Raw genomic sequence first — 17,925 nt, forward strand, 5'->3', positions numbered from 1 at the left:
CGCTTTTCATATCGTTTTATACAATCTGAGAAACCTCCCCCTCATACTTCTCTCTCCCAATCGCCTTCATAAATAATAAAATACTGCTCATACCAACGATAAAGTACAGAACACTCATGCCCCAAGATGCAAGAAATGACCCTAGCATAACACCTAATGCCCCGTTCATTTTTGCCACTTGAAAGACCATTCCGTTAATCGCCATGTATGAACCTCTTGCCTCATTTGGCACCATATCTGCCATAATAGATTGACGCACTGGCACATACATCATCTCACCTACCGTTTGGAAAAGCCCTGCAATGAATAAAATCCATAAGCTATTGCTCGTGCCAAGTATTGTAAAGCCAATCGTGTAAATGAATAAGCCTACATATAAAATTTTCAAATCGTTAAAGCTTTTCAGCATTTTAATAAGAAGCGCCGAACATAAAACAACTAAAATTGTATTCTCTGCTGAAATCCAGCTCATCATTCGAATACCTGTTAAATCAAACGTAACACCATTCCCAAAGAAAAAGTGCACCGTTTCAAATTCCTGCTGCAAACGTACCCCTAAATAATTATTAACTTGAAACTCTAAAGATAATGTACATATACTTGCTGCACAAAAAATTAAAAATGCTCTATCTTTCATTACGACTTTATAACTATCCGCCATATCTTTTAATACATTTTTCTTCTCCACCGTTTTCCGTGCTACATACACTTCTTCCATATATACAGCCATCACATATAAAGTAATAACTGCAATCACTGTTAATCCGATAAACAATTGCAATCTATAGTTCTCAAATAGTAATCCTCCAAATATCGCTCCAATCGCAATGGATAAATTAATTGCCCAGTAGTTAATGCTGTACATCACTTTTCGATTTTCCGGTGTACTCACATCAATTAACATCGCTTCTGTTGCAGGGTTCATAAGTCCAGATCCTAAACTATTCACTAACATAAATATAAATGTTAGCCACGGTGAATCTATATAATCTGAATTGGCAATCCCCATACAAGCAATGGAAATGACTTGTATACTTTGACCGATAATCATCACCTTTTTACGACCAAGTCGATCCCCAACATATCCACCGTATAAACCAATTACTAATGAAGCTATGACATTAATGAGTAGTAACGCACCAGCAATTGCACTACCTAATTTTAGTGAAAAATAAATCGCCATAAATGGAAAAATCATCGTGGACACAGTACGTGTTAAAAACGAAGTTATAATTCTAATCTTTATATTTCGATGCATACTCCAAAACCCCATTGTTTCCCCCTCCTTATGCTTACTTATTTTACTTTGAAAAAAAGGAAGAAAAAGGTTAGAATATTCTAAAGAGTTTCCCCTTTTATGATAGAAGGAAGTGTATATATGAAAATTATGGACTATTACATTAGACTAAGACTACACGCACAAGATCAACAACATATCCGAAATAGCTTACAAGAATTAGCGAATATGTTATATTGCAGTACGAAAAACGTAAAAATTTTATTAAAGAAAATGAGCGAGGAGCAATTAATTCACTGGACTCCAGGGCGTGGCCGCGGGAATAAAACGGAAATTCTATTTATACATAGTCTCGTAGAAGCGATTGAATCCTACACAGATGAACTGTTAACGCAAGAAAAATTAAAGGATATCTTTCTTCTTTTAAAAGAACCCCTGCCTCTTGCAATTCAAAAAAAGATAGAAAATAAACTACATCATCATTTTGGATACGAACCTTCAAATGATATGTATGACATATTAAAGATTCCTATATCAAGAAAGATATTCCCATTAGATCCGGCTTTTGTGGCTGTAACTACAGAGAGCCATCTTACGAGTCAAATTTTTGACACGTTAGTCGTTTATAACGATGTTACTGAAGAAATGGAGCCACACATTGCGCATACGTGGGAATTAAGTGAGGACGGGCTTACGTGGACCTTCTATTTACGAAAGGATATATATTTTCATAACGAAACAATTTTAACTTCTAAAGATGTACAATTTTCATTTGAACGATTAAAGCAAGTTCACTCTCCTTTCGAATGGTTAACAGAAGAAATTGTTCAAATTGAAACACCATCACCACTGCAAATTCGATTCCATTTAGCAAAACCCAACTTTTTTTTCTTACACTATGTAAGTTCCATGCAACTAGCTATTTTGCCGCGTGATGCTAGTATTCAAAATCATCATTATATAGGTACTGGATCTTTCAAACTTGCTCATTACTCTGAAGACAATATCGTACTCGAAGCGTTCACCCATTATTTTAAAGAGCGCGCGTTACTAGACCGTATTGAATTTTGGGGTATTCCTGATCATGTGCAAATAGATGCTGATTATGAACTACCAAATGAAGAAGAAAATGAAAGACATGATATACAAATAGAAGAAATAGGTTGTATTTATGCTAGCTTCAACTTTACAAAACCTGGTCCTCATCACGACATGTACTTTCGAAAAGCTTGGAGAGAACTATATGACGTTGAAACGATACTTTGTAGCATAGAGGGTAGACGGACAATTGCTGCATCAAGCTTTTTCCCTGAAAGAAGCCGCAAAGCTACTAAAAGGTCCTACTCTTTAGAAAAAGCGAAAGAGTATTTAAAAAAGAGCACCTATAACGGAGAAACGATACATATTTATTTCTTTGCATTTAAAGATAGTGCAAATGACGCACATTTCCTAAAGGAACGTTGCGAACAATTAGGAATACACGTAGAGCTTCACCCATTTCTCGTTTCAGATTATATGGATCATTCTATTGATAAACACGCCGATATTATTTTCATGGGAGAAGTGTTTGCTGCCGATCATGAACTTGCATTCTTAAATGTATTTAAAAATAAAAGTTGCTTCGTAAATAGGTTCATGGACCCGCACTATGAAAACCAAATTAACTGTTTACTTGATACATTTTTATTAGAAGAAAATAAAGAAAAACGCTATGAGCTCATGTATGAGATCGAAGAATTTTTACAAGCAGAGCACATCATTTTATTTAACTATCACGTTTTAAAAAGAAAAACATATCCTTCTTCTTTAAAGAACGTAACAATTGATTCATTCGGCTGGGCAAATTTTGCGAAGTTATGGATACAGCCATCCATGTATTAACATGCAAAAAAGCCCCTTACAAAAAGGGGCTTTCCAATCATTCTTTATTCTCATTACTTCGCAAAACTTTCAGCTAGCTGTTTCTCTCTCCACATAAATGTAATGCCGAGACCAACTATTAAAACAACTCCTGAAAATGCATATGGATAATGAATATTCATATCAAATAATATTCCGCCCATCGCTGGCCCTGCAATATTTCCTAAACTCGTATAAGTCGAGTTCATACCAGCAACGAATCCTTGCTCTTTTCCAGCTGCTTTTGATAAAAACGTCGTTAAAGCTGGACGAAGTAAATCGAATGCTAGGAAAATAAAACAAGTAACGAGAAGCACAATCCAATAATTAAAGACTACAGTTGAAACGAAAGCTAATACTGCACCTACAATTAAACATATTTGAATTAACACTTTTTCACCGAACATATCAACCAATTTACCAAACATAAATACTTGCACAACTACCCCAAAGATGGAGCTAATCGTAATAATTGCTGCAATATCTTTCGGTGTAAAACCAAACTTATGATCAGAAAACAGACTAAACACAGTTTCATACGCCGATAAACCGAAAGCGAGTACAAATACGATAATAAATGCAATTGCATACATTGGATGTAATGATTTCTTTAAATCACCAATAAAGCTTGATTCTTTCGTGTTAGCAGAAATCTCTGCAAGTTCTTCTTTCGTTAACGGTTCTTTTAAAATAAAGATCGAAATTACACATGCTATAAAAGCAATTGCTGCTGCAACGAAAAACGGCACACGTATACCATACTCTGCAATAAATCCGCCAATTCCAGGTCCTATAATAAAACCAGTACTAATCGCTGCTGATAAATACCCCATCGCCTTTGGACGTTCCTGCATAGATGTAATATCCGCAACATATGCCGTAACACCAGGCATAATAAACGCCGCACTAATTCCGCCTAGCACCCTTGCTGCATAAAGCATCCACACATCTTTTCCTAATCCAAAAAGAAGTTCTGAAACACCAAAAATAAATAATCCAATGATGATCATTTTCTTCCTACCGTAAAGATCGACCCACCGGCCTGTAATAGGTGACGTAATGAGCTGAGCCATTGCGAATACTGCAACAAGATATCCCATCGTCTTCCCTGTTAAACTCATGTCATTCATAAAGGACGGCATAACCGGAATGATTAATCCAATCCCTAAAAAAGCGATAAATATATTACTCAAAAGAATGATCAATACCATCTTTTGTTCTTTTATCGGTTTCTTCACTTTTTAACACCTCTTCCCGTAAGTTCCTCAAAAAAATAATGCCCAAGAAGCTTTTTCTTTATCCTGCTATTTGTGGGCTAGTCATGAGTAGAGATGCCCCCACTCATTAGAATTTCACTCTATCCTTCCACACATACATACGCATTAGGTGAATGACTATCATTCAGTTTTCCTCAAAAATGAACCTACCTTTTCAGACAGGTTCATCTTACTACTTCTTTATATGTAGTGCATGTGTTAAAAAATCTAGTACTTCTGCCTTTTGTAGCTCGACTTGCTCATCATCTTTATGGTCATATAAATAAACTTGTTCCGCTGCAGATTCAACAAGAGCGATAAATAACTTAGCCGTTCTTTCCGCGTGAACCGAATCACGAATTTCACCAGCTTCTTTCGCCGCACTTAAAAACTCGCTTAGCCACATATAAAGAGGCTCATACACAGCTTCCCATTCTTTTATATGTTCTGTAGATGCAAGACCCGCATACATTAAAGCTTGTATTTCACGATATTCCGCTATAAAGTGAAACACCGCATCTATTACTTGCGTCACTTTACTTGAGAAAGGCGCATCATTTTGCACTTTTTCTTTCACTGCAAGTATCATCTTTTCAACCATCACTTCTGCTATTGCAGGCATAACCGATAACTTAGAAGGAAAATATAAATAGAAAGTTCCTTGTGCAATGCCAGCCAATTTCACGATATCAGAAATCTTCGTTTTTTCAACGCCCTTTTCCTGAAACACTTCAATAGCTGCATAGACAATTTTTTCTTTTTTATTCATCATCTAAACCCTTTCACACACATATTGAATGACTGTCACTCATTTTATAAGATAATCGATTGTACTGTCAATGATAGTGAACTCTAAGAGGAAATCATTTTTAAATAGTAAAAATCTCCTAATAAACCATTAGGAGATAAAATACAATATATCTTTAAGAAAGAGCCTTTAATCCTGTCACTCCGCATACAATAAGAGCCACACTAATGATACGTGCTTTACTTTTCGACTCACCAAACAGGAACATGTTTAATAAAACGGCACCTGCTGTTCCAATACCAATCCAAACCGCATAAGCGACACTTACTTGTAAAAATAAGAAAGATGTATACAAGAATGCGAAGGATGTAGCAAATCCACCTATATAAATTGCACCATTTGCTAACGTTTTATCTTTACTATACATTTTAAGACCAATCACACCGACTATTTCACTAATTGCAGCACAAAATACGAAAAACCAACCCATCTTTAAGCAGCTCCTTCCACAGTTTCTTCTTTATTATCAGCCAGCTTTAAACCGATAACACCGGCTACAACCATCACGATAAAGAATAATTTCCCTACACTGAAACTTCCACCGAAAAGGAATACATCCATTAAGAAAGTACCTACCGTACCAGCTCCGGCAAAAATGGCATATACAGTCCCTGTCGCAAGATGTTCACACGCTTTAGAAAGGAAGTGAAAATCAACAGCGATAACTCCTAAAATAATAATCCAATGCCACCAAGTATCCGCGGTATTAAAACCAAACACCCAAAAAATTTCAAAGATACATGTTAATATGACATATAACCAAGCTCTATTTTTCATACCTCTCACCTCTTATGACTGACTATCAGTCATTTTTGTTTTTAAAAAAATATACTCCTTCATCACTACTATATAAAGTGAAACTTTAATCAGTGGGGGTTTTGTTCATCCCCACTGATTATTAGTTGAATCAATCGGGCTTTTACGGGCAGTTGATCCTCCACCTAACTTCTTTGCTTCCGCTGAATTTTGAGGTGGGGGTCTTACTGCCCGGCAAATAGCGGGATAAACAACTATCATCCTCATTTACCATTTATATTTGTTCCATTGCCAAGCTAACTACATCCTGCCACACGAAAATGACTGAATGTCATTCATATGTATTGTACATGAATATTTTAAAAACTGTCAATACCGAAAGATTATTTGAAATTTCTTTCATCCGATTTGTATATTTCCTAATAACCTGTCAATACTGCTAGTAACATAATATTTTCTCCACTCCCCCTTGGAGAGATCCCTTGAATAGAGCAGTTAGCTTTTGCTAGCTGCTCTTTTTTATTTGCCGGCACACTATGAGATCAAATCCATTTTTATCATAAATAATTAAGGGTCGGATTATGTTTTCTATTTACTTTCCAAAGAGGCCTTATATGCAATAATTTTATTCTCCAGCATCTTTTCTGTAATTACTAAGTTTTCTCTTTGAATCTGAATAGATTTCCTATGATCTTCTAGGAGCTGTAAACGAGCTTCGGTTGTATGCTCCCCTTCTAAATATAACCTAGCATATTCTCTTATTTTCGCTATTGGCATTTGCGTTTGTTTTAATTTCATGACAAAATGCAACCACTTTATATGTGACTCTTCATACATTCGATTCCCATTTGTATCGCGATTTGCCATTAATATATTTTCCTTTTCATAATAACGTAGTGTATGTGTACTCACTCCTATTAATTTAGCCACCTCGCTAATTGTGTACATACTCTAACTCCCTCCACGTGCTTACCCTCATATATTTTATAGCCTTATCAAATTCATAAAAAACATTTGACTTAGAGTATACTCTAACAAATAAAATCTAACCATAATATATTTATTTGAACTTAGGGGGATTTTATATGAAATACACTGTTATTACTGGTGCGAGTTCTGGAATTGGCTATGAATCGGCTTTAGCCTTTGCAGCTCGCGGAAAGAACTTAATACTTGTAGCTCGAAGACAAGAAGAATTAGACGAATTAAAATTAAAAATTAACGAAATGAATCCAGAATTGGATGTTGTTATTCGAAGAACGGATTTATCTATCACGGAAAATGTTTATAAGCTGTATGAAAGCCTACAAGCCTTTCAAATTGAAACGTGGATTAACAACGCCGGTTTTGGTAATTTCGCCTCCATTGCTGAACAAAATTTAAATAAAATAGAAACGATGTTACATGTAAATATAGAAGCACTAACAATACTCTCCTCTCTTTTCGTTCGAGATTATTCAATGGTTGATGGCACACAACTTATTAACGTTTCATCAGGCGGTGGATACACAATCGTTGCTGATGCTGTTACGTATTGCGCTACGAAATTCTATGTAAGTGCATTTACAGAAGGTTTATCTCACGAATTGAAACAACAAGGTGCAAAACTGCAAGCAAAGGTTTTAGCACCTGGTGCAACTGAAACAGAGTTTGCAAAACGTTCATTTGATATTGATGAATTCCAATACGATAATGTTGTACCGAAATTCCACACCGCAAAACAAATGGCACAATTTATGCTTGATCTTTACGAAAGCGATAAAGTTGTAGGGCTTGTCGATGGTTCTACTTATAACTATGAGCTTAAAAATCCCATTTTTAATTTTGCGGTAAGAAAAACGAATTCAAGTTCTTAAATTCCCCTAAAATATAGATGCCCACTATTACGTAAATAATAGTGGGCCTTTTTTCTCTGAAAATTTCATCCAACATATCGAATCATCGCCACCTCATCACAATAATCCACCTTTGGACAATGTCTACAATCGATCCATACTTTCTCTGGTAACGCATCTCTATTCACAAAATCAAACCCGCACTTTTGAAAAAATTCCGTTTCATATGTTAAAGAAATGACTCTATTCACTTTTATTTTCGCTGCCTCATTTATTACATGGTTCACTAACATACGCCCGATTCCTTTCCCTGCATATGTATGCGAGACGACTAACGACCGGACTTCTGCAAGGTCCTCCCCTAACACATGTAAACCAGCAACCCCAACAATCTCATCGCTTTCTTTCACAACATATAAACATTGTAAATATTGATAGAGAGATAAAAGAGAACGCGGTAAAACCACTCCCTCTTTTGCATAAGCTTCAATGAGACTATAAATTTCTTTCACATCACTCGTAACTGCATTAAAGATTTTCATATTCTATCCCCTTGCCCCGATACTAATATTTATAAACCTAAATGAATTTTAATACATAATTTTATATAATAATACATCTCTCCTTTCTCCTCGTCAATCACTTTATACAAACAAAAAACCAAGCAATCTAGTCGATGTTCGGTTCCTCATTTCGTATCGGCAATACCGTCGAATATTTAATTTCACGAAGTGCTAAACTCGTCTGTATCCTTGTAATACCAAGTTTATTCAGCTTTCTAATAAACTGCTCCAGCTCTTTACGATCACGATTTGCAACCTTTAATAAATAATCATACTCTCCTGTTAAACAGTGACATTCTAACACTTCTGGCATCGACTCTAATTCTTTCTCCAACACGTCAAGTTTATCCGATTGATGAATATTTGTACTCATAAAAATGAAGCATAACAAATCAAAACCAAGCTTTTCTTGATTTAAAATAGCTACTTGCTTATCAATGAAACCTTCGCCATCTAATCTTTTTATTCTCGCATGCATCGCAGCTGGTGATAAATTAACACGTCGCGCAAGCTCTGCATTACTTACTTGTGATTCCTTCTGCAATATATCTAAAATTTGTACGTCCAAATCATCTAACACTTTAATAACAGACGACTCCATTACAATTCCCCCTTTTTCTTACCGATGATTATTCGAAAAAACACCTTACAACTTATATAAAACTGAATATCATTCCACAAACACTATTTACAACAAAATATTTTATCGACTTTTAACCATTATACAAAAGAATATATTACACAACGAAGAAAAATGCTAAAATTATTTACAATTCACATTGATTATAACAAAGGGGATTTTAATATGCCTTATTTTTATGTCTTTTTACTATTACTAACGAGCTTATTATGGGGAGGAAATTTCGTCGTTGGAAAATCGCTCGTTGATCATGCATCACCGATGACACTAACAAGTTTAAGATGGATGATTGCGATCGTTTGTTTATTACCGATCGTATGGTTTAAAGAAAAGAAAATCATTCCACCTCGTGCCGCAATACTTCCGTTAATACTAATGGGAATCTCAGGGGTCGCTCTTTTTAACATCTTTCAATTTCTAGCACTAGAAAAAACATCCGCAACGAATGTAGGGCTTATTTCTACATTAAATGCGATTTCAATTGCACTATTTTCAGTATTATTTCTAAAAGAAAAAGTAAATACACTTCAAATTCTATCCATGATTCTTTCATTCTTTGGAGTTATTCTTGTCCTATTAAAAGGTAACTTTGCACTTTTATTTTCACTACATTTTAATAGCGGCGATTTATGGATGATTGCGGCTGTTTGTATTTGGGGAATCTATTCTGTTTGTAGTAAATGGGCAACAAAAAAAACTACACCGCTCATGGCAACATTATACTCTGGTATTTTCGGCGTTATTCTATTACTGCCATTTAACATGGGGAGCTTCACTGTTACAAACATAAATACTTCTTTCCTAACATCACTTTTATATACTGGGCTTATTTCCACAGTTCTTTGTATGGTGTTTTGGAATATTGGCGTGCAAAAATTAGGAGCGACTACATCCGGTATTTTTCTAAACTTCAATCCGATTTTTACAGCTATTTTAGCATTCCTTTTCCTCGGAGAAGAACTAACGTGGATACAAATTTTCGGGACAATGATCGTTGTGACGGGATGTTATTTATTTTCTCATTTCAAAACGGTTACTGTTCAGCCAACTAGAGCTTTAATGCGCAAACATTCTTAATGAAAAAAACATCGTCATCCGGGTGGCGATGTTTTTATTTACTCTTCATTTCTTTTATATACTGCTTTTCCTCTTCTGGTGATAAACGTTCCGTCGCCTTGCCAGTATCTCCACCTTGAAGGCTCCATAAAAAGTTGTGCTCCTCAACAGTTTGAGAAAAATCTCCTTTTTCCCATCTATTTATAATAGAAAATAACTTCATTTTATATTGAAAACCTGTACTATTTTCAATATCTCTTTTCACATTAAAAATTTCCTTTTTCGTCATTTCTACAAATCCCCATTTTTCAGAGGATTTTACCTTTTGGTGTACCATTTTGTGCATAGTAGAAATAATTTCACCTTCACTAACTTGTGGAGATTCTTCTGCAACTTTTTTCTCTTTTTCGTTTGCCGCTTGCTGGGTTTGAATATTTTTATTTTCTTTTTCCACATATGCAAGCAATTTCTTTCCGCCAACTATAGACGAGAAAAATACTATAATTGTAATGCATATACTTACGATCCATTTAAAAAGCATTATCTCTTCATCGCTTCTCTAACAAGATGACTATCTACATACTGCTTAAACTTCACAATTTTTCCGTTCTCAAGTTGCCATACATGAACAAATTCTGCTTCAAATGATTTTCCCGTGTCTTTATAAACTCCTGAATACATACCTTCAGCAATAATTACATTTTTTCCGCTTACTTCATGATATGTATTTACACTTGCTTTATAATCATCCCATTCTGATCCTAATCGGCTAAATACATTTTCCATTATTGCTTCTACACCGATATAAGTTCCCCCGTACGGGAACCCTTCTGCCTCTGTCCATTCTACTTTTTCAGAGAGGGCTTCTACTAAATGTTTTGCATTTGAAGAAGCTGATCCTTCATACGTGCTTCGAATAATTTCTAAATTTGATTTAGGCATGTTACTTCCTCCCGTTTTATTTATTTATTTATTTATTTATTTTTCACACAAGTTGTAACCTTTACAGTTACAACTTGCACAAAAAAATATTTATATTGTTTTATTCTTAATCCACCAGTTGTAATCATTATAGTTACAATTATAATTCAAGTCAACAATTTATAAATAAGTTTACTTCACTTTCATTACTTTCTCTTTTACGAAACGATCTACATATCCTTCTGCTTTTACAACGAATAAATACGCACCCATTGCTAATAATGCAAGATCTAATTCATACCCTGGATTCTTTCCATCTCCTAATAAACCTGCTGCTCCATTTACCTTTACGATAGCTCCAGCTAAAATAAGAGCGAATAATAGTCCTACATATCTTACGCCTAAACCGATAATTAATAATATACCACCAACTAATTCAACTGTTGCTACGCCGTATGCAAGACCACCTGGTAAGCCGATGCTTGTAAACCATCCTGCTACGTTATCGATACCTGATTGAAACTTCGCTAAACCGTGCGCAAAGAATGTCACTCCTAACACGATACGAATAATTAAATTCCCAATATATTGGTTCATTTTGAACTCTCCTTTTTGTTTTGTTATGGTGAACTTTTATTTACAAGTCAAAACAATACGGTATTTCATTTCATTCGTCAAATACTTTTTTAAAGAAAACAAAAAACATTACCCCTTTTACGGATAATGTTTTCTTACAAAATAGCGCTAATTCAAGCTTTTACTCTATCACACAAAAAAAGTTGAAACATTTTTCCAGCACCAACATACGGCAATAAAGACAAGTCCTCTTCTACAACCATTCCAACAACATTCACTTTCTCATCTTGAGGCAAATCATGTGTGGCAACTTGCATCTCTCCAGCATATCTACCGTACAATTCATTATCAATTGTAATGCTGCCTTTCTTTCTTACAATGGCATCCATCGGCTGTAAAATCACTTTATTCTCCTCGCGCGATTCTACAGAACGAATGACATCACGGGCTGGATCTAGTCTATTTGTATGTACTTGTTTTACCATTCTTAACACTTCACTTTTCTCTACCAATGGCTCGTATCGCAGTGGAATAATCCCTCTACTCGCACTCGCTATCTCTTGTACACTTTCTATACTTCCGCTTATATCCCCGATTAACACTTTATCGACACCACAATCTTGTACAAGTTCTAAGTACGCTTCAAGTGGGCGCATATTGCGGTGCTTTTCTAACGTTGGTAAACCTTCACATAGCGGACCACGTTTTTCACCATCTCCCGGAATAAATGCCATCGTTTTTATTCCACACTCATGTAAGTATGCGTTTTGTTTTTGTAAGAATGATTTTGCTAGTCCTGTTTCTGGGCGCGGGTAAAAATTATGCCACGCTTCTACATTCTCTACCTTTATATTTTCTATGATTAACTCTTTCCAAAATGACTCTGTGATCGTACTCGCATTTAAAGCTACTTTCATCTTGTGAGATACGCGTGCGATTTCTTTCGGCTTGATGCCGTAGTCCATTCTTAAGCCTGTAATGCCCCAGCCCAATAGCTCCTCCACATTTTCATACGTCACCCCTAAATGGTGTAACGATTTTGGAGAAACATCGACCATTAATTCCATGTCATTTTCAAGAGCTTGTTTCCCAAGTATTTGAATTAGCTCTTTATATGTACCAGGGTCATCTTCAGGAATGTGCAATGATGTAAAAATAGATAAAAACCCGTTTTCCTTCGCTACTTTTAGCCACTCTTCTTGCTTCTTTACTCGTTCTTTTGCAAGGTAAATTGAAACTCCTATCATATGAATCTCCCTTTCTATGAATAGAAAAAGAGAAAGGAATCCCTTTCTCTATATGTTTTCTGCCATTTCTTCTTTAAATCCGAAGAAGTACGTAAAGATGAATCCGAACGTATATGCCACTACTAATCCAAGGAAATATAATAAATATTTATTATCAGCAATTAACGGAATTAATGATAATCCTGATACGCCAATTCCGAGTGCGGCTGTTTTCATAACTGCTTGGAATGCACCGCCAACTGCTGCTCCTAAACAAGCTGTAAGAAACGGTTTCCCAAGTGGTAATGTAACCCCGTATAATAACGGTTCGCCAATTCCTAAAAAACCAACTGGTAATGCACCTTTAATTACGTTACGAAGTCGTTTGTTTTTTGTTTTCACATAGATGGCGATCGCTGCTCCTACTTGCCCAGCTCCAGCCATTGCGAGTACTGGTAATAAAGGTGTTACGTGCGTTTGATTAATAAACTCCATATGAATTGGTGTTAAACCATGATGCAAACCGACCATAACGAGTGGTAAAAATGTTCCCGCAAGTACTGCTCCAGCAAACGCTCCACCAATACTTAAAATACCATTAATGCCGCTTGTAATTCCTTCAGATAAGAAACCTGCTACCGGCTGAATGGCTAACATCGTTACGATACTCACCACTAACACAGTAATAAGCGGCGTTATAATAATATCAACTGCATTTGGCACTGCTTTTCGAACTTGTCTTTCCACTACAACCATAAGCCATGCTGCAAAAATAACTGCAAACAATCCGCCCCTTCCAGGTACGAGCGCTTCACCAAATAATTTTATGTTCGCCATCGCCGGGTTAAAAATTAAAATACCCGCAATCGCTCCAAGAACTGGTGTCCCACCAAATTCTTTCGCTGTATTCCAGCCGACTAAAATTCCTAAGAATGTAAAGATACCGCCGCCAATGAGTAGTAGCATTTGTAGCCACGTTGTATTCGGATCAGCACCTGCGTTTTTCGCAAAGTTAGCGACCCCGTTTATAATACCTGACGCAACAAGACCAGGAATTAACGGAATGAAAATACTTCCTATTTTTCTTAAAAAGTTTTTCACTGGTGTATTATTTTTCTTCTTAATCTCTGACTTCATTTCTTGCCCAAGGTCTTCAAGGTGATGATCTGCCACCTCACCAATTCGCAGTCCTGTTAAACCTTCCATTTCAGCTGCTACTTTATTTACTGTCCCTGGTCCAACAACGACTTGAAGCGTCTCATCTTCAATAACGCCCATAACCCCTTCAACCTTTTTCAAAAGGTCCATATTCACTTTACTTTCATCATGAAGCGTTAATCGCAGTCTTGTCATACAATGAGCAATGCCGCGAATATTTTTCACTCCCCCAAGTTGTTCTGAAATCTCTTTGGCCATTCTCTCTTCTTTCTTCATAATAGAATCCCCCTCCCTATTATTTTATAGTGCCTTCTTCACAAACCCTTTCGCTTCTTTTAATTTCTCCAGTGCTTCCCCATACTCACACTGCAATAACACCATAACAATCGCGGCTTTCACATTACGTTCTGCTTTTTCATAACACTCTGCTGCTATTTCATAACTAACCCCTGTTGCTTCCACAATAATGCGTTTTGATCGTTCTACTAACTTTTCATTTGTAGATTGAACATCTACCATTAAGTTTTTATATACTTTCCCAACACCAATCATAGATGCTGTTGAAATCATATTCAGCACTAATTTTTGCGCTGTACCAGCTTTCAAACGCGTTGAGCCTGTTAAGATTTCTGCGCCTGTTTCTACTTCCACATTTAGTTTTGCATATTTACTTATTTCAGCATTTTTATTACAGGAGATACTAGCTGTACTCGCTCCTACGCTATTCGCGTACTTCAAGCCCCCAATAACATAAGGAGTTCGACCACTTGCTGCAATTCCAATCACTGTATCTTTCTCATTTAATCCAATACTTTTTAAATCTTCTTCTGCTAACTCTTCGCGGTCTTCTGCACCTTCCACTGCCTTAGTAAACGCTTTCAATCCACCTGCTATAAATCCTTGTACCATTTTATCATCTGTGCCAAATGTCGGCGGACATTCCACCGCATCCAAAATACCTAAACGGCCACTCGTACCAGCCCCAATGTAAATTAATCGTCCCTCATCTTCAAAGGATTTAATGATAATCTGTACAACCTTTTCAATTTCTTCTATTTCATTTTCAACTGCTAACGCAACAGTTCGATCTTCTTCATTCATACTTTGTAACACTTCTTTTATACTCATCTCATCTAAATTCATCGTCTTCTCATTACGATGTTCTGTCGATAAATTTTCTAACATATTACCACCCACTTTGAAATTTAATTTCATACTTTCATTATAACTTTAAGAAATTTAAAATCAATATTACTTTATTATTTTATGAAATTTTATTTCTTTTCATGACGAATTTATGTCGATACGAAAAAAAGATGGGTTTCCCCACCTTCTCATTTCAGCTTCCGTAATCGCAATGCTTCTTCTCTTGTTTCCATAAATTGATCCAGCACTTTATTACCAATGCGATTAAAAGTAATCACATATAGAGCATCTATCATGTTCAATTGCGTCATTCTTGAAGCAATACTTGCAATACGATGATCTTGTTCTACATCTGGCATACAAAGACGAATATCCGCCTCTTTATATAACGGTGATGATTGATCAAGCTTTGTAATCGCAATAACTGTTGCACCTTGTCTCTTCGCATATTGCGCCATTTCAAGTACATCTTTCGTACGACCAGATGTTGAAATCGCCACAAATATATCGCCTTCTTTTAAATTCGTCACAAGCGGCAACATCATATGAAAATCAGATAGCATCATCGCTGTAAATCCGAGCCTTGTAAATTTATAAGCTCCGTCCATCGCCGGAGTAGCTGATCCGCCTACTCCATAAAAGATAATTTTATCGGCATTTACAATACGATCTGCAGCTTTTTCAAGTTCTTTTTTATCTATCGCCGTCACGCTCGCCTCAATTGCAGCTTTATTCACATACGTAACTTTATTAAACAAGTCGTACGGTCCATCTTCCGTATTCATCACTGAAAAATCATTAATATTATAATCAGCAATCGTTAATTCACGAACGAGCGCGATTTTAAATGCTTTAAAGCTCCCAATCCCAATCGACTTACAAAAACGAACAACACTGGCCTCACTTGCACCCGCATTCGTTGACACTTCTTTCGTCGTTAAGTTCGGAACAATCTCTGCATTCTCCATTATGTACATGGCAACCTTCTTTTCAGCTGGTGAAAATTGATCCATATTACTTTCAATTTTAAATAGTAACGTTGAAGCTTTCACTATTTAACCTCCACTTCTTACGGTTGCTTTCATTTATTTTCTCTTGCTTCAAGAAGATAAAAACCATCATCGCCAGGAGGATGGTGAACGATTACAGTTCGATCCCCTTTTTTATATGCCGTTATTTCACCTTCAGACTTCTGTTTCTCCCAACCACCTATCCAAATTGCAAAGTCAGGTACAAAAGCAGTATACTTATAGTCTTTCAGGTTTTCGTCTTCTACATAGGAAGAAAAAATAGAAACTGGAAAATCTTTTACTTTTGACTCTTTCCATACAGTAAATGGTATGCATAATGCAATAAGTATGATTACACCGATAACCTTTCCCTTCGTAATCTTCACACATTTTCTCCCCTCGACTTATCATATACGTAGATTTTACCATAATTACAACCTATTCATGCTATATGACCATTGCTTTTCCAATAAAAAAAGAGCTTACCTACTTCAGATAAGCTTTTCCTCTTTACACGAAATATTTCTTTAAAAGCGGCGGCGTAATAATCGTCGTTAATATAACAACAATAACAATCGCTGTGAAATTTTCTTTCGCTAGCAAATTCGCCGCCAGTCCATTCGCAGCTATGATAAGTGCTACTTCTCCGCGCGACACCATCCCTGCACCGATACTAATAGAAGATTGAAGATTAAATCCTGTTAGTCTCGCTCCTAAACCTGATCCGATTAGCTTTGTGAAAATCGCAACGAGCGTCATGATGATAATGAACCAAAGCTGACTTCCGATACCTTGAAATGTAATTTCCATTCCAATACTTACGAAGAAGACCGGTACAAATATCGCATATGCAATCGGTTCAATTTTATGTTCTACCTCATGCTTATACTCTGTTTGAGAAATAGCAATTCCAGCTGCAAATGCGCCAATAATACCTGCAATCCCCATCATTTCACTGTAATACGAAAAAGAAAAACAAATAATAAGAGCTGCACTAATTAGAGCTTCTGTTACACGAAGTGGCACAAGCATTTTCATAATCCACGGAACAACTTTCCATGCGATAAAAACAATGCTGACGAAGAAAATAATTTTCTTTACAATAACAAGCGTGATGTTCACATCTTGCGTTCCTAAAAAGCTCATAACAAACGCTAATAAAATAACGACGATAACATCATCAAATACGGCAGCACCTAAAATCGTTGTACTTTCTCTCGTATTCATTTTCCCTAAATCTCTTAGCGTTTGCACTGTAATACTAACTGACGTTGCGCAAAGTAATAACCCTAAAAAAATGGCATGAGACTGTATTAATCCAAACAGCAATCCTGTTACATAACCACCGATGAAAGGAAAAATAATTCCACCAGCCGCTACTGCAAATGATGATTTCAAATTCCGATTTAACTCTTCTAAATCTGTTTCAAGTCCCGCCATAAACATAAGTAGTAAAACACCAATCTCACTCAGTTCATCAATAAGTTCAGAACTATTAATAATACCGAGTACAGCTGGACCGATAATAATACCAACAATTAATTTCCCAAGTACAGAAGGCTGGCCGAGTCTCACACTAATATCACCAGCTAATTTCGTACAAAGTAAAATGACGACAAGTTCAAAATAAAATAGCATAGCATCTTCTCCTACTTTAACTTTAATCAGTGGATTTTCTCCATCCGAATAGATTGGTAATCCCCGTCCATTCCTGCAAGTAGTTTCCCCTATTCATTCGCATTTTATTTGTCACATTTGTATTTGACAAAATATTCTGAATTATAATAAAATGAATCCAGCAATTCCAAAAACTATATACCATAACTGTACCTCCATTT

20 protein-coding genes are annotated in these 17,925 nt (G+C 36.1%); 3 read left to right on the plus strand and 17 right to left on the minus strand.

Annotated features, from left to right (window positions below; translation table 11 throughout):
- Positions 1-16: 16 nt before the first annotated feature.
- A complete protein-coding gene (locus tag QCI46_RS23130) occupies positions 17-1,273 on the minus strand; it encodes an MDR family MFS transporter (RefSeq protein WP_353841522.1) in 1,257 nt (418 codons plus the stop codon).
- A 105-nt stretch (positions 1,274-1,378) separates the two neighbouring features.
- On the opposite strand from QCI46_RS23130, the gene QCI46_RS23135 reads away from it, so the two are divergent.
- Positions 1,379-3,118, plus strand: a complete 1,740-nt coding sequence (locus QCI46_RS23135; protein ID WP_353841523.1) for an SgrR family transcriptional regulator — start codon at positions 1,379-1,381, stop codon at positions 3,116-3,118.
- A gap of 53 nt (positions 3,119-3,171) precedes the next feature.
- Here the strand turns inward: QCI46_RS23135 and QCI46_RS23140 are convergent, their stop codons facing one another.
- From QCI46_RS23140 to QCI46_RS23160, 5 genes are all read right to left on the minus strand, one after another.
- On the minus strand, positions 3,172-4,374 hold the full coding sequence (locus tag QCI46_RS23140; RefSeq protein WP_131934148.1) for an MFS transporter: 1,203 nt from the start codon (positions 4,372-4,374) through the stop codon (positions 3,172-3,174).
- Between the two features lie 211 nt (positions 4,375-4,585).
- A complete protein-coding gene (locus QCI46_RS23145; protein ID WP_001993037.1) occupies positions 4,586-5,164 on the minus strand; it encodes a TetR/AcrR family transcriptional regulator in 579 nt (192 codons plus the stop codon).
- A gap of 151 nt (positions 5,165-5,315) precedes the next feature.
- Complete coding sequence (locus tag QCI46_RS23150) at positions 5,316-5,630, minus strand: DMT family transporter (RefSeq protein ID WP_000539670.1); 315 nt, start codon at positions 5,628-5,630, stop codon at positions 5,316-5,318.
- Between the two features lie 2 nt (positions 5,631-5,632).
- Positions 5,633-5,977 (minus strand): DMT family transporter, encoded by a 345-nt coding sequence (locus tag QCI46_RS23155; RefSeq protein WP_000796014.1) that lies wholly within the window; start codon positions 5,975-5,977, stop codon positions 5,633-5,635.
- A 567-nt stretch (positions 5,978-6,544) separates the two neighbouring features.
- A complete protein-coding gene (locus QCI46_RS23160) occupies positions 6,545-6,904 on the minus strand; it encodes a MerR family transcriptional regulator (protein WP_353841524.1) in 360 nt (119 codons plus the stop codon).
- 137 nt (positions 6,905-7,041) lie between these two features.
- Here QCI46_RS23160 and QCI46_RS23165 point away from each other — a divergent pair, with 137 nt between their 5' ends.
- Entirely contained in the window at positions 7,042-7,812 is a 771-nt protein-coding gene (locus QCI46_RS23165; RefSeq protein WP_353841525.1) for an SDR family NAD(P)-dependent oxidoreductase, read from the plus strand.
- A 65-nt stretch (positions 7,813-7,877) separates the two neighbouring features.
- Here QCI46_RS23165 and QCI46_RS23170 read toward each other — a convergent pair whose 3' ends face one another.
- Both QCI46_RS23170 and QCI46_RS23175 read right to left on the minus strand, forming a co-directional pair.
- Positions 7,878-8,333, minus strand: a complete 456-nt coding sequence (locus QCI46_RS23170; protein ID WP_048545675.1) for an N-acetyltransferase — start codon at positions 8,331-8,333, stop codon at positions 7,878-7,880.
- Positions 8,334-8,460: 127 nt separating this feature from the next.
- Complete coding sequence (locus QCI46_RS23175) at positions 8,461-8,955, minus strand: Lrp/AsnC family transcriptional regulator (protein ID WP_353841526.1); 495 nt, start codon at positions 8,953-8,955, stop codon at positions 8,461-8,463.
- A 204-nt stretch (positions 8,956-9,159) separates the two neighbouring features.
- On the opposite strand from QCI46_RS23175, the gene QCI46_RS23180 reads away from it, so the two are divergent.
- Entirely contained in the window at positions 9,160-10,071 is a 912-nt protein-coding gene (locus QCI46_RS23180) for a DMT family transporter (protein WP_353841527.1), read from the plus strand.
- Between the two features lie 34 nt (positions 10,072-10,105).
- Here the strand turns inward: QCI46_RS23180 and QCI46_RS23185 are convergent, their stop codons facing one another.
- The 9 genes from QCI46_RS23185 to QCI46_RS23225 form a co-directional block, all read right to left on the minus strand.
- On the minus strand, positions 10,106-10,591 hold the full coding sequence (locus tag QCI46_RS23185; protein WP_353841528.1) for a PRK06770 family protein: 486 nt from the start codon (positions 10,589-10,591) through the stop codon (positions 10,106-10,108).
- Positions 10,591-10,992, minus strand: a complete 402-nt coding sequence (locus tag QCI46_RS23190) for a nuclear transport factor 2 family protein (RefSeq protein ID WP_353841529.1) — start codon at positions 10,990-10,992, stop codon at positions 10,591-10,593. Before QCI46_RS23190 ends, QCI46_RS23185 begins: the two co-directional genes overlap by 1 nt.
- A gap of 171 nt (positions 10,993-11,163) precedes the next feature.
- The gene (locus QCI46_RS23195; RefSeq protein WP_087985777.1) at positions 11,164-11,568 is read right to left on the minus strand and encodes a DoxX family protein; all 405 of its coding nucleotides are present in this window, start codon (positions 11,566-11,568) and stop codon (positions 11,164-11,166) included.
- 152 nt (positions 11,569-11,720) lie between these two features.
- Complete coding sequence (locus QCI46_RS23200; protein ID WP_353841530.1) at positions 11,721-12,794, minus strand: DUF871 domain-containing protein; 1,074 nt, start codon at positions 12,792-12,794, stop codon at positions 11,721-11,723.
- A gap of 48 nt (positions 12,795-12,842) precedes the next feature.
- Positions 12,843-14,207, minus strand: coding sequence for a PTS transporter subunit EIIC (locus QCI46_RS23205; protein WP_353841531.1), 1,365 nt, complete (start codon positions 14,205-14,207; stop codon positions 12,843-12,845).
- Positions 14,208-14,231: 24 nt separating this feature from the next.
- Complete coding sequence (murQ, locus tag QCI46_RS23210; RefSeq protein ID WP_327959481.1) at positions 14,232-15,116, minus strand: N-acetylmuramic acid 6-phosphate etherase; 885 nt, start codon at positions 15,114-15,116, stop codon at positions 14,232-14,234.
- Between the two features lie 149 nt (positions 15,117-15,265).
- Positions 15,266-16,129, minus strand: a complete 864-nt coding sequence (locus QCI46_RS23215) for a MurR/RpiR family transcriptional regulator (RefSeq protein ID WP_000648163.1) — start codon at positions 16,127-16,129, stop codon at positions 15,266-15,268.
- A gap of 29 nt (positions 16,130-16,158) precedes the next feature.
- Positions 16,159-16,473: an outer surface protein gene (locus QCI46_RS23220; RefSeq protein ID WP_327959482.1), complete on the minus strand. Its 315-nt coding sequence runs from the start codon at positions 16,471-16,473 to the stop codon at positions 16,159-16,161.
- Positions 16,474-16,597: 124 nt separating this feature from the next.
- Entirely contained in the window at positions 16,598-17,725 is a 1,128-nt protein-coding gene (locus QCI46_RS23225; protein ID WP_353841532.1) for a cation:proton antiporter, read from the minus strand.
- Positions 17,726-17,925: the final 200 nt, after the last annotated feature.

The sequence above is a fragment of the Bacillus cereus group sp. RP32 genome (genome assembly GCF_040459735.1).
Classification (GTDB): Bacteria; Bacillota; Bacilli; order Bacillales; family Bacillaceae_G; genus Bacillus_A; species Bacillus_A wiedmannii.

What these genes read in the sequence shown, in the direction of transcription:
- QCI46_RS23185 (WP_353841528.1), bottom strand. Translation starts at nt 10,591, where the DNA reads ATGCTTTTTAAATGGATCGTAAGTATATGCATTACAATTATAGTATTT.
- QCI46_RS23205 (WP_353841531.1), bottom strand. Translation starts at nt 14,207, where the DNA reads ATGAAGAAAGAAGAGAGAATGGCCAAAGAGATTTCAGAACAACTTGGG.
- murQ (WP_327959481.1), bottom strand. Translation starts at nt 15,116, where the DNA reads ATGTTAGAAAATTTATCGACAGAACATCGTAATGAGAAGACGATGAAT.
- QCI46_RS23145 (WP_001993037.1), bottom strand. Translation starts at nt 5,164, where the DNA reads ATGATGAATAAAAAAGAAAAAATTGTCTATGCAGCTATTGAAGTGTTT.
- QCI46_RS23155 (WP_000796014.1), bottom strand. Translation starts at nt 5,977, where the DNA reads ATGAAAAATAGAGCTTGGTTATATGTCATATTAACATGTATCTTTGAA.
- QCI46_RS23225 (WP_353841532.1), bottom strand. Translation starts at nt 17,725, where the DNA reads ATGCTATTTTATTTTGAACTTGTCGTCATTTTACTTTGTACGAAATTA.
- QCI46_RS23200 (WP_353841530.1), bottom strand. Translation starts at nt 12,794, where the DNA reads ATGATAGGAGTTTCAATTTACCTTGCAAAAGAACGAGTAAAGAAGCAA.
- QCI46_RS23160 (WP_353841524.1), bottom strand. Translation starts at nt 6,904, where the DNA reads ATGTACACAATTAGCGAGGTGGCTAAATTAATAGGAGTGAGTACACAT.
- QCI46_RS23130 (WP_353841522.1), bottom strand. Translation starts at nt 1,273, where the DNA reads ATGGGGTTTTGGAGTATGCATCGAAATATAAAGATTAGAATTATAACT.
- QCI46_RS23170 (WP_048545675.1), bottom strand. Translation starts at nt 8,333, where the DNA reads ATGAAAATCTTTAATGCAGTTACGAGTGATGTGAAAGAAATTTATAGT.
- QCI46_RS23175 (WP_353841526.1), bottom strand. Translation starts at nt 8,955, where the DNA reads ATGGAGTCGTCTGTTATTAAAGTGTTAGATGATTTGGACGTACAAATT.
- QCI46_RS23190 (WP_353841529.1), bottom strand. Translation starts at nt 10,992, where the DNA reads ATGCCTAAATCAAATTTAGAAATTATTCGAAGCACGTATGAAGGATCA.
- QCI46_RS23195 (WP_087985777.1), bottom strand. Translation starts at nt 11,568, where the DNA reads ATGAACCAATATATTGGGAATTTAATTATTCGTATCGTGTTAGGAGTG.
- QCI46_RS23135 (WP_353841523.1), top strand. Translation starts at nt 1,379, where the DNA reads ATGAAAATTATGGACTATTACATTAGACTAAGACTACACGCACAAGAT.
- QCI46_RS23150 (WP_000539670.1), bottom strand. Translation starts at nt 5,630, where the DNA reads ATGGGTTGGTTTTTCGTATTTTGTGCTGCAATTAGTGAAATAGTCGGT.
- QCI46_RS23180 (WP_353841527.1), top strand. Translation starts at nt 9,160, where the DNA reads ATGCCTTATTTTTATGTCTTTTTACTATTACTAACGAGCTTATTATGG.
- QCI46_RS23165 (WP_353841525.1), top strand. Translation starts at nt 7,042, where the DNA reads ATGAAATACACTGTTATTACTGGTGCGAGTTCTGGAATTGGCTATGAA.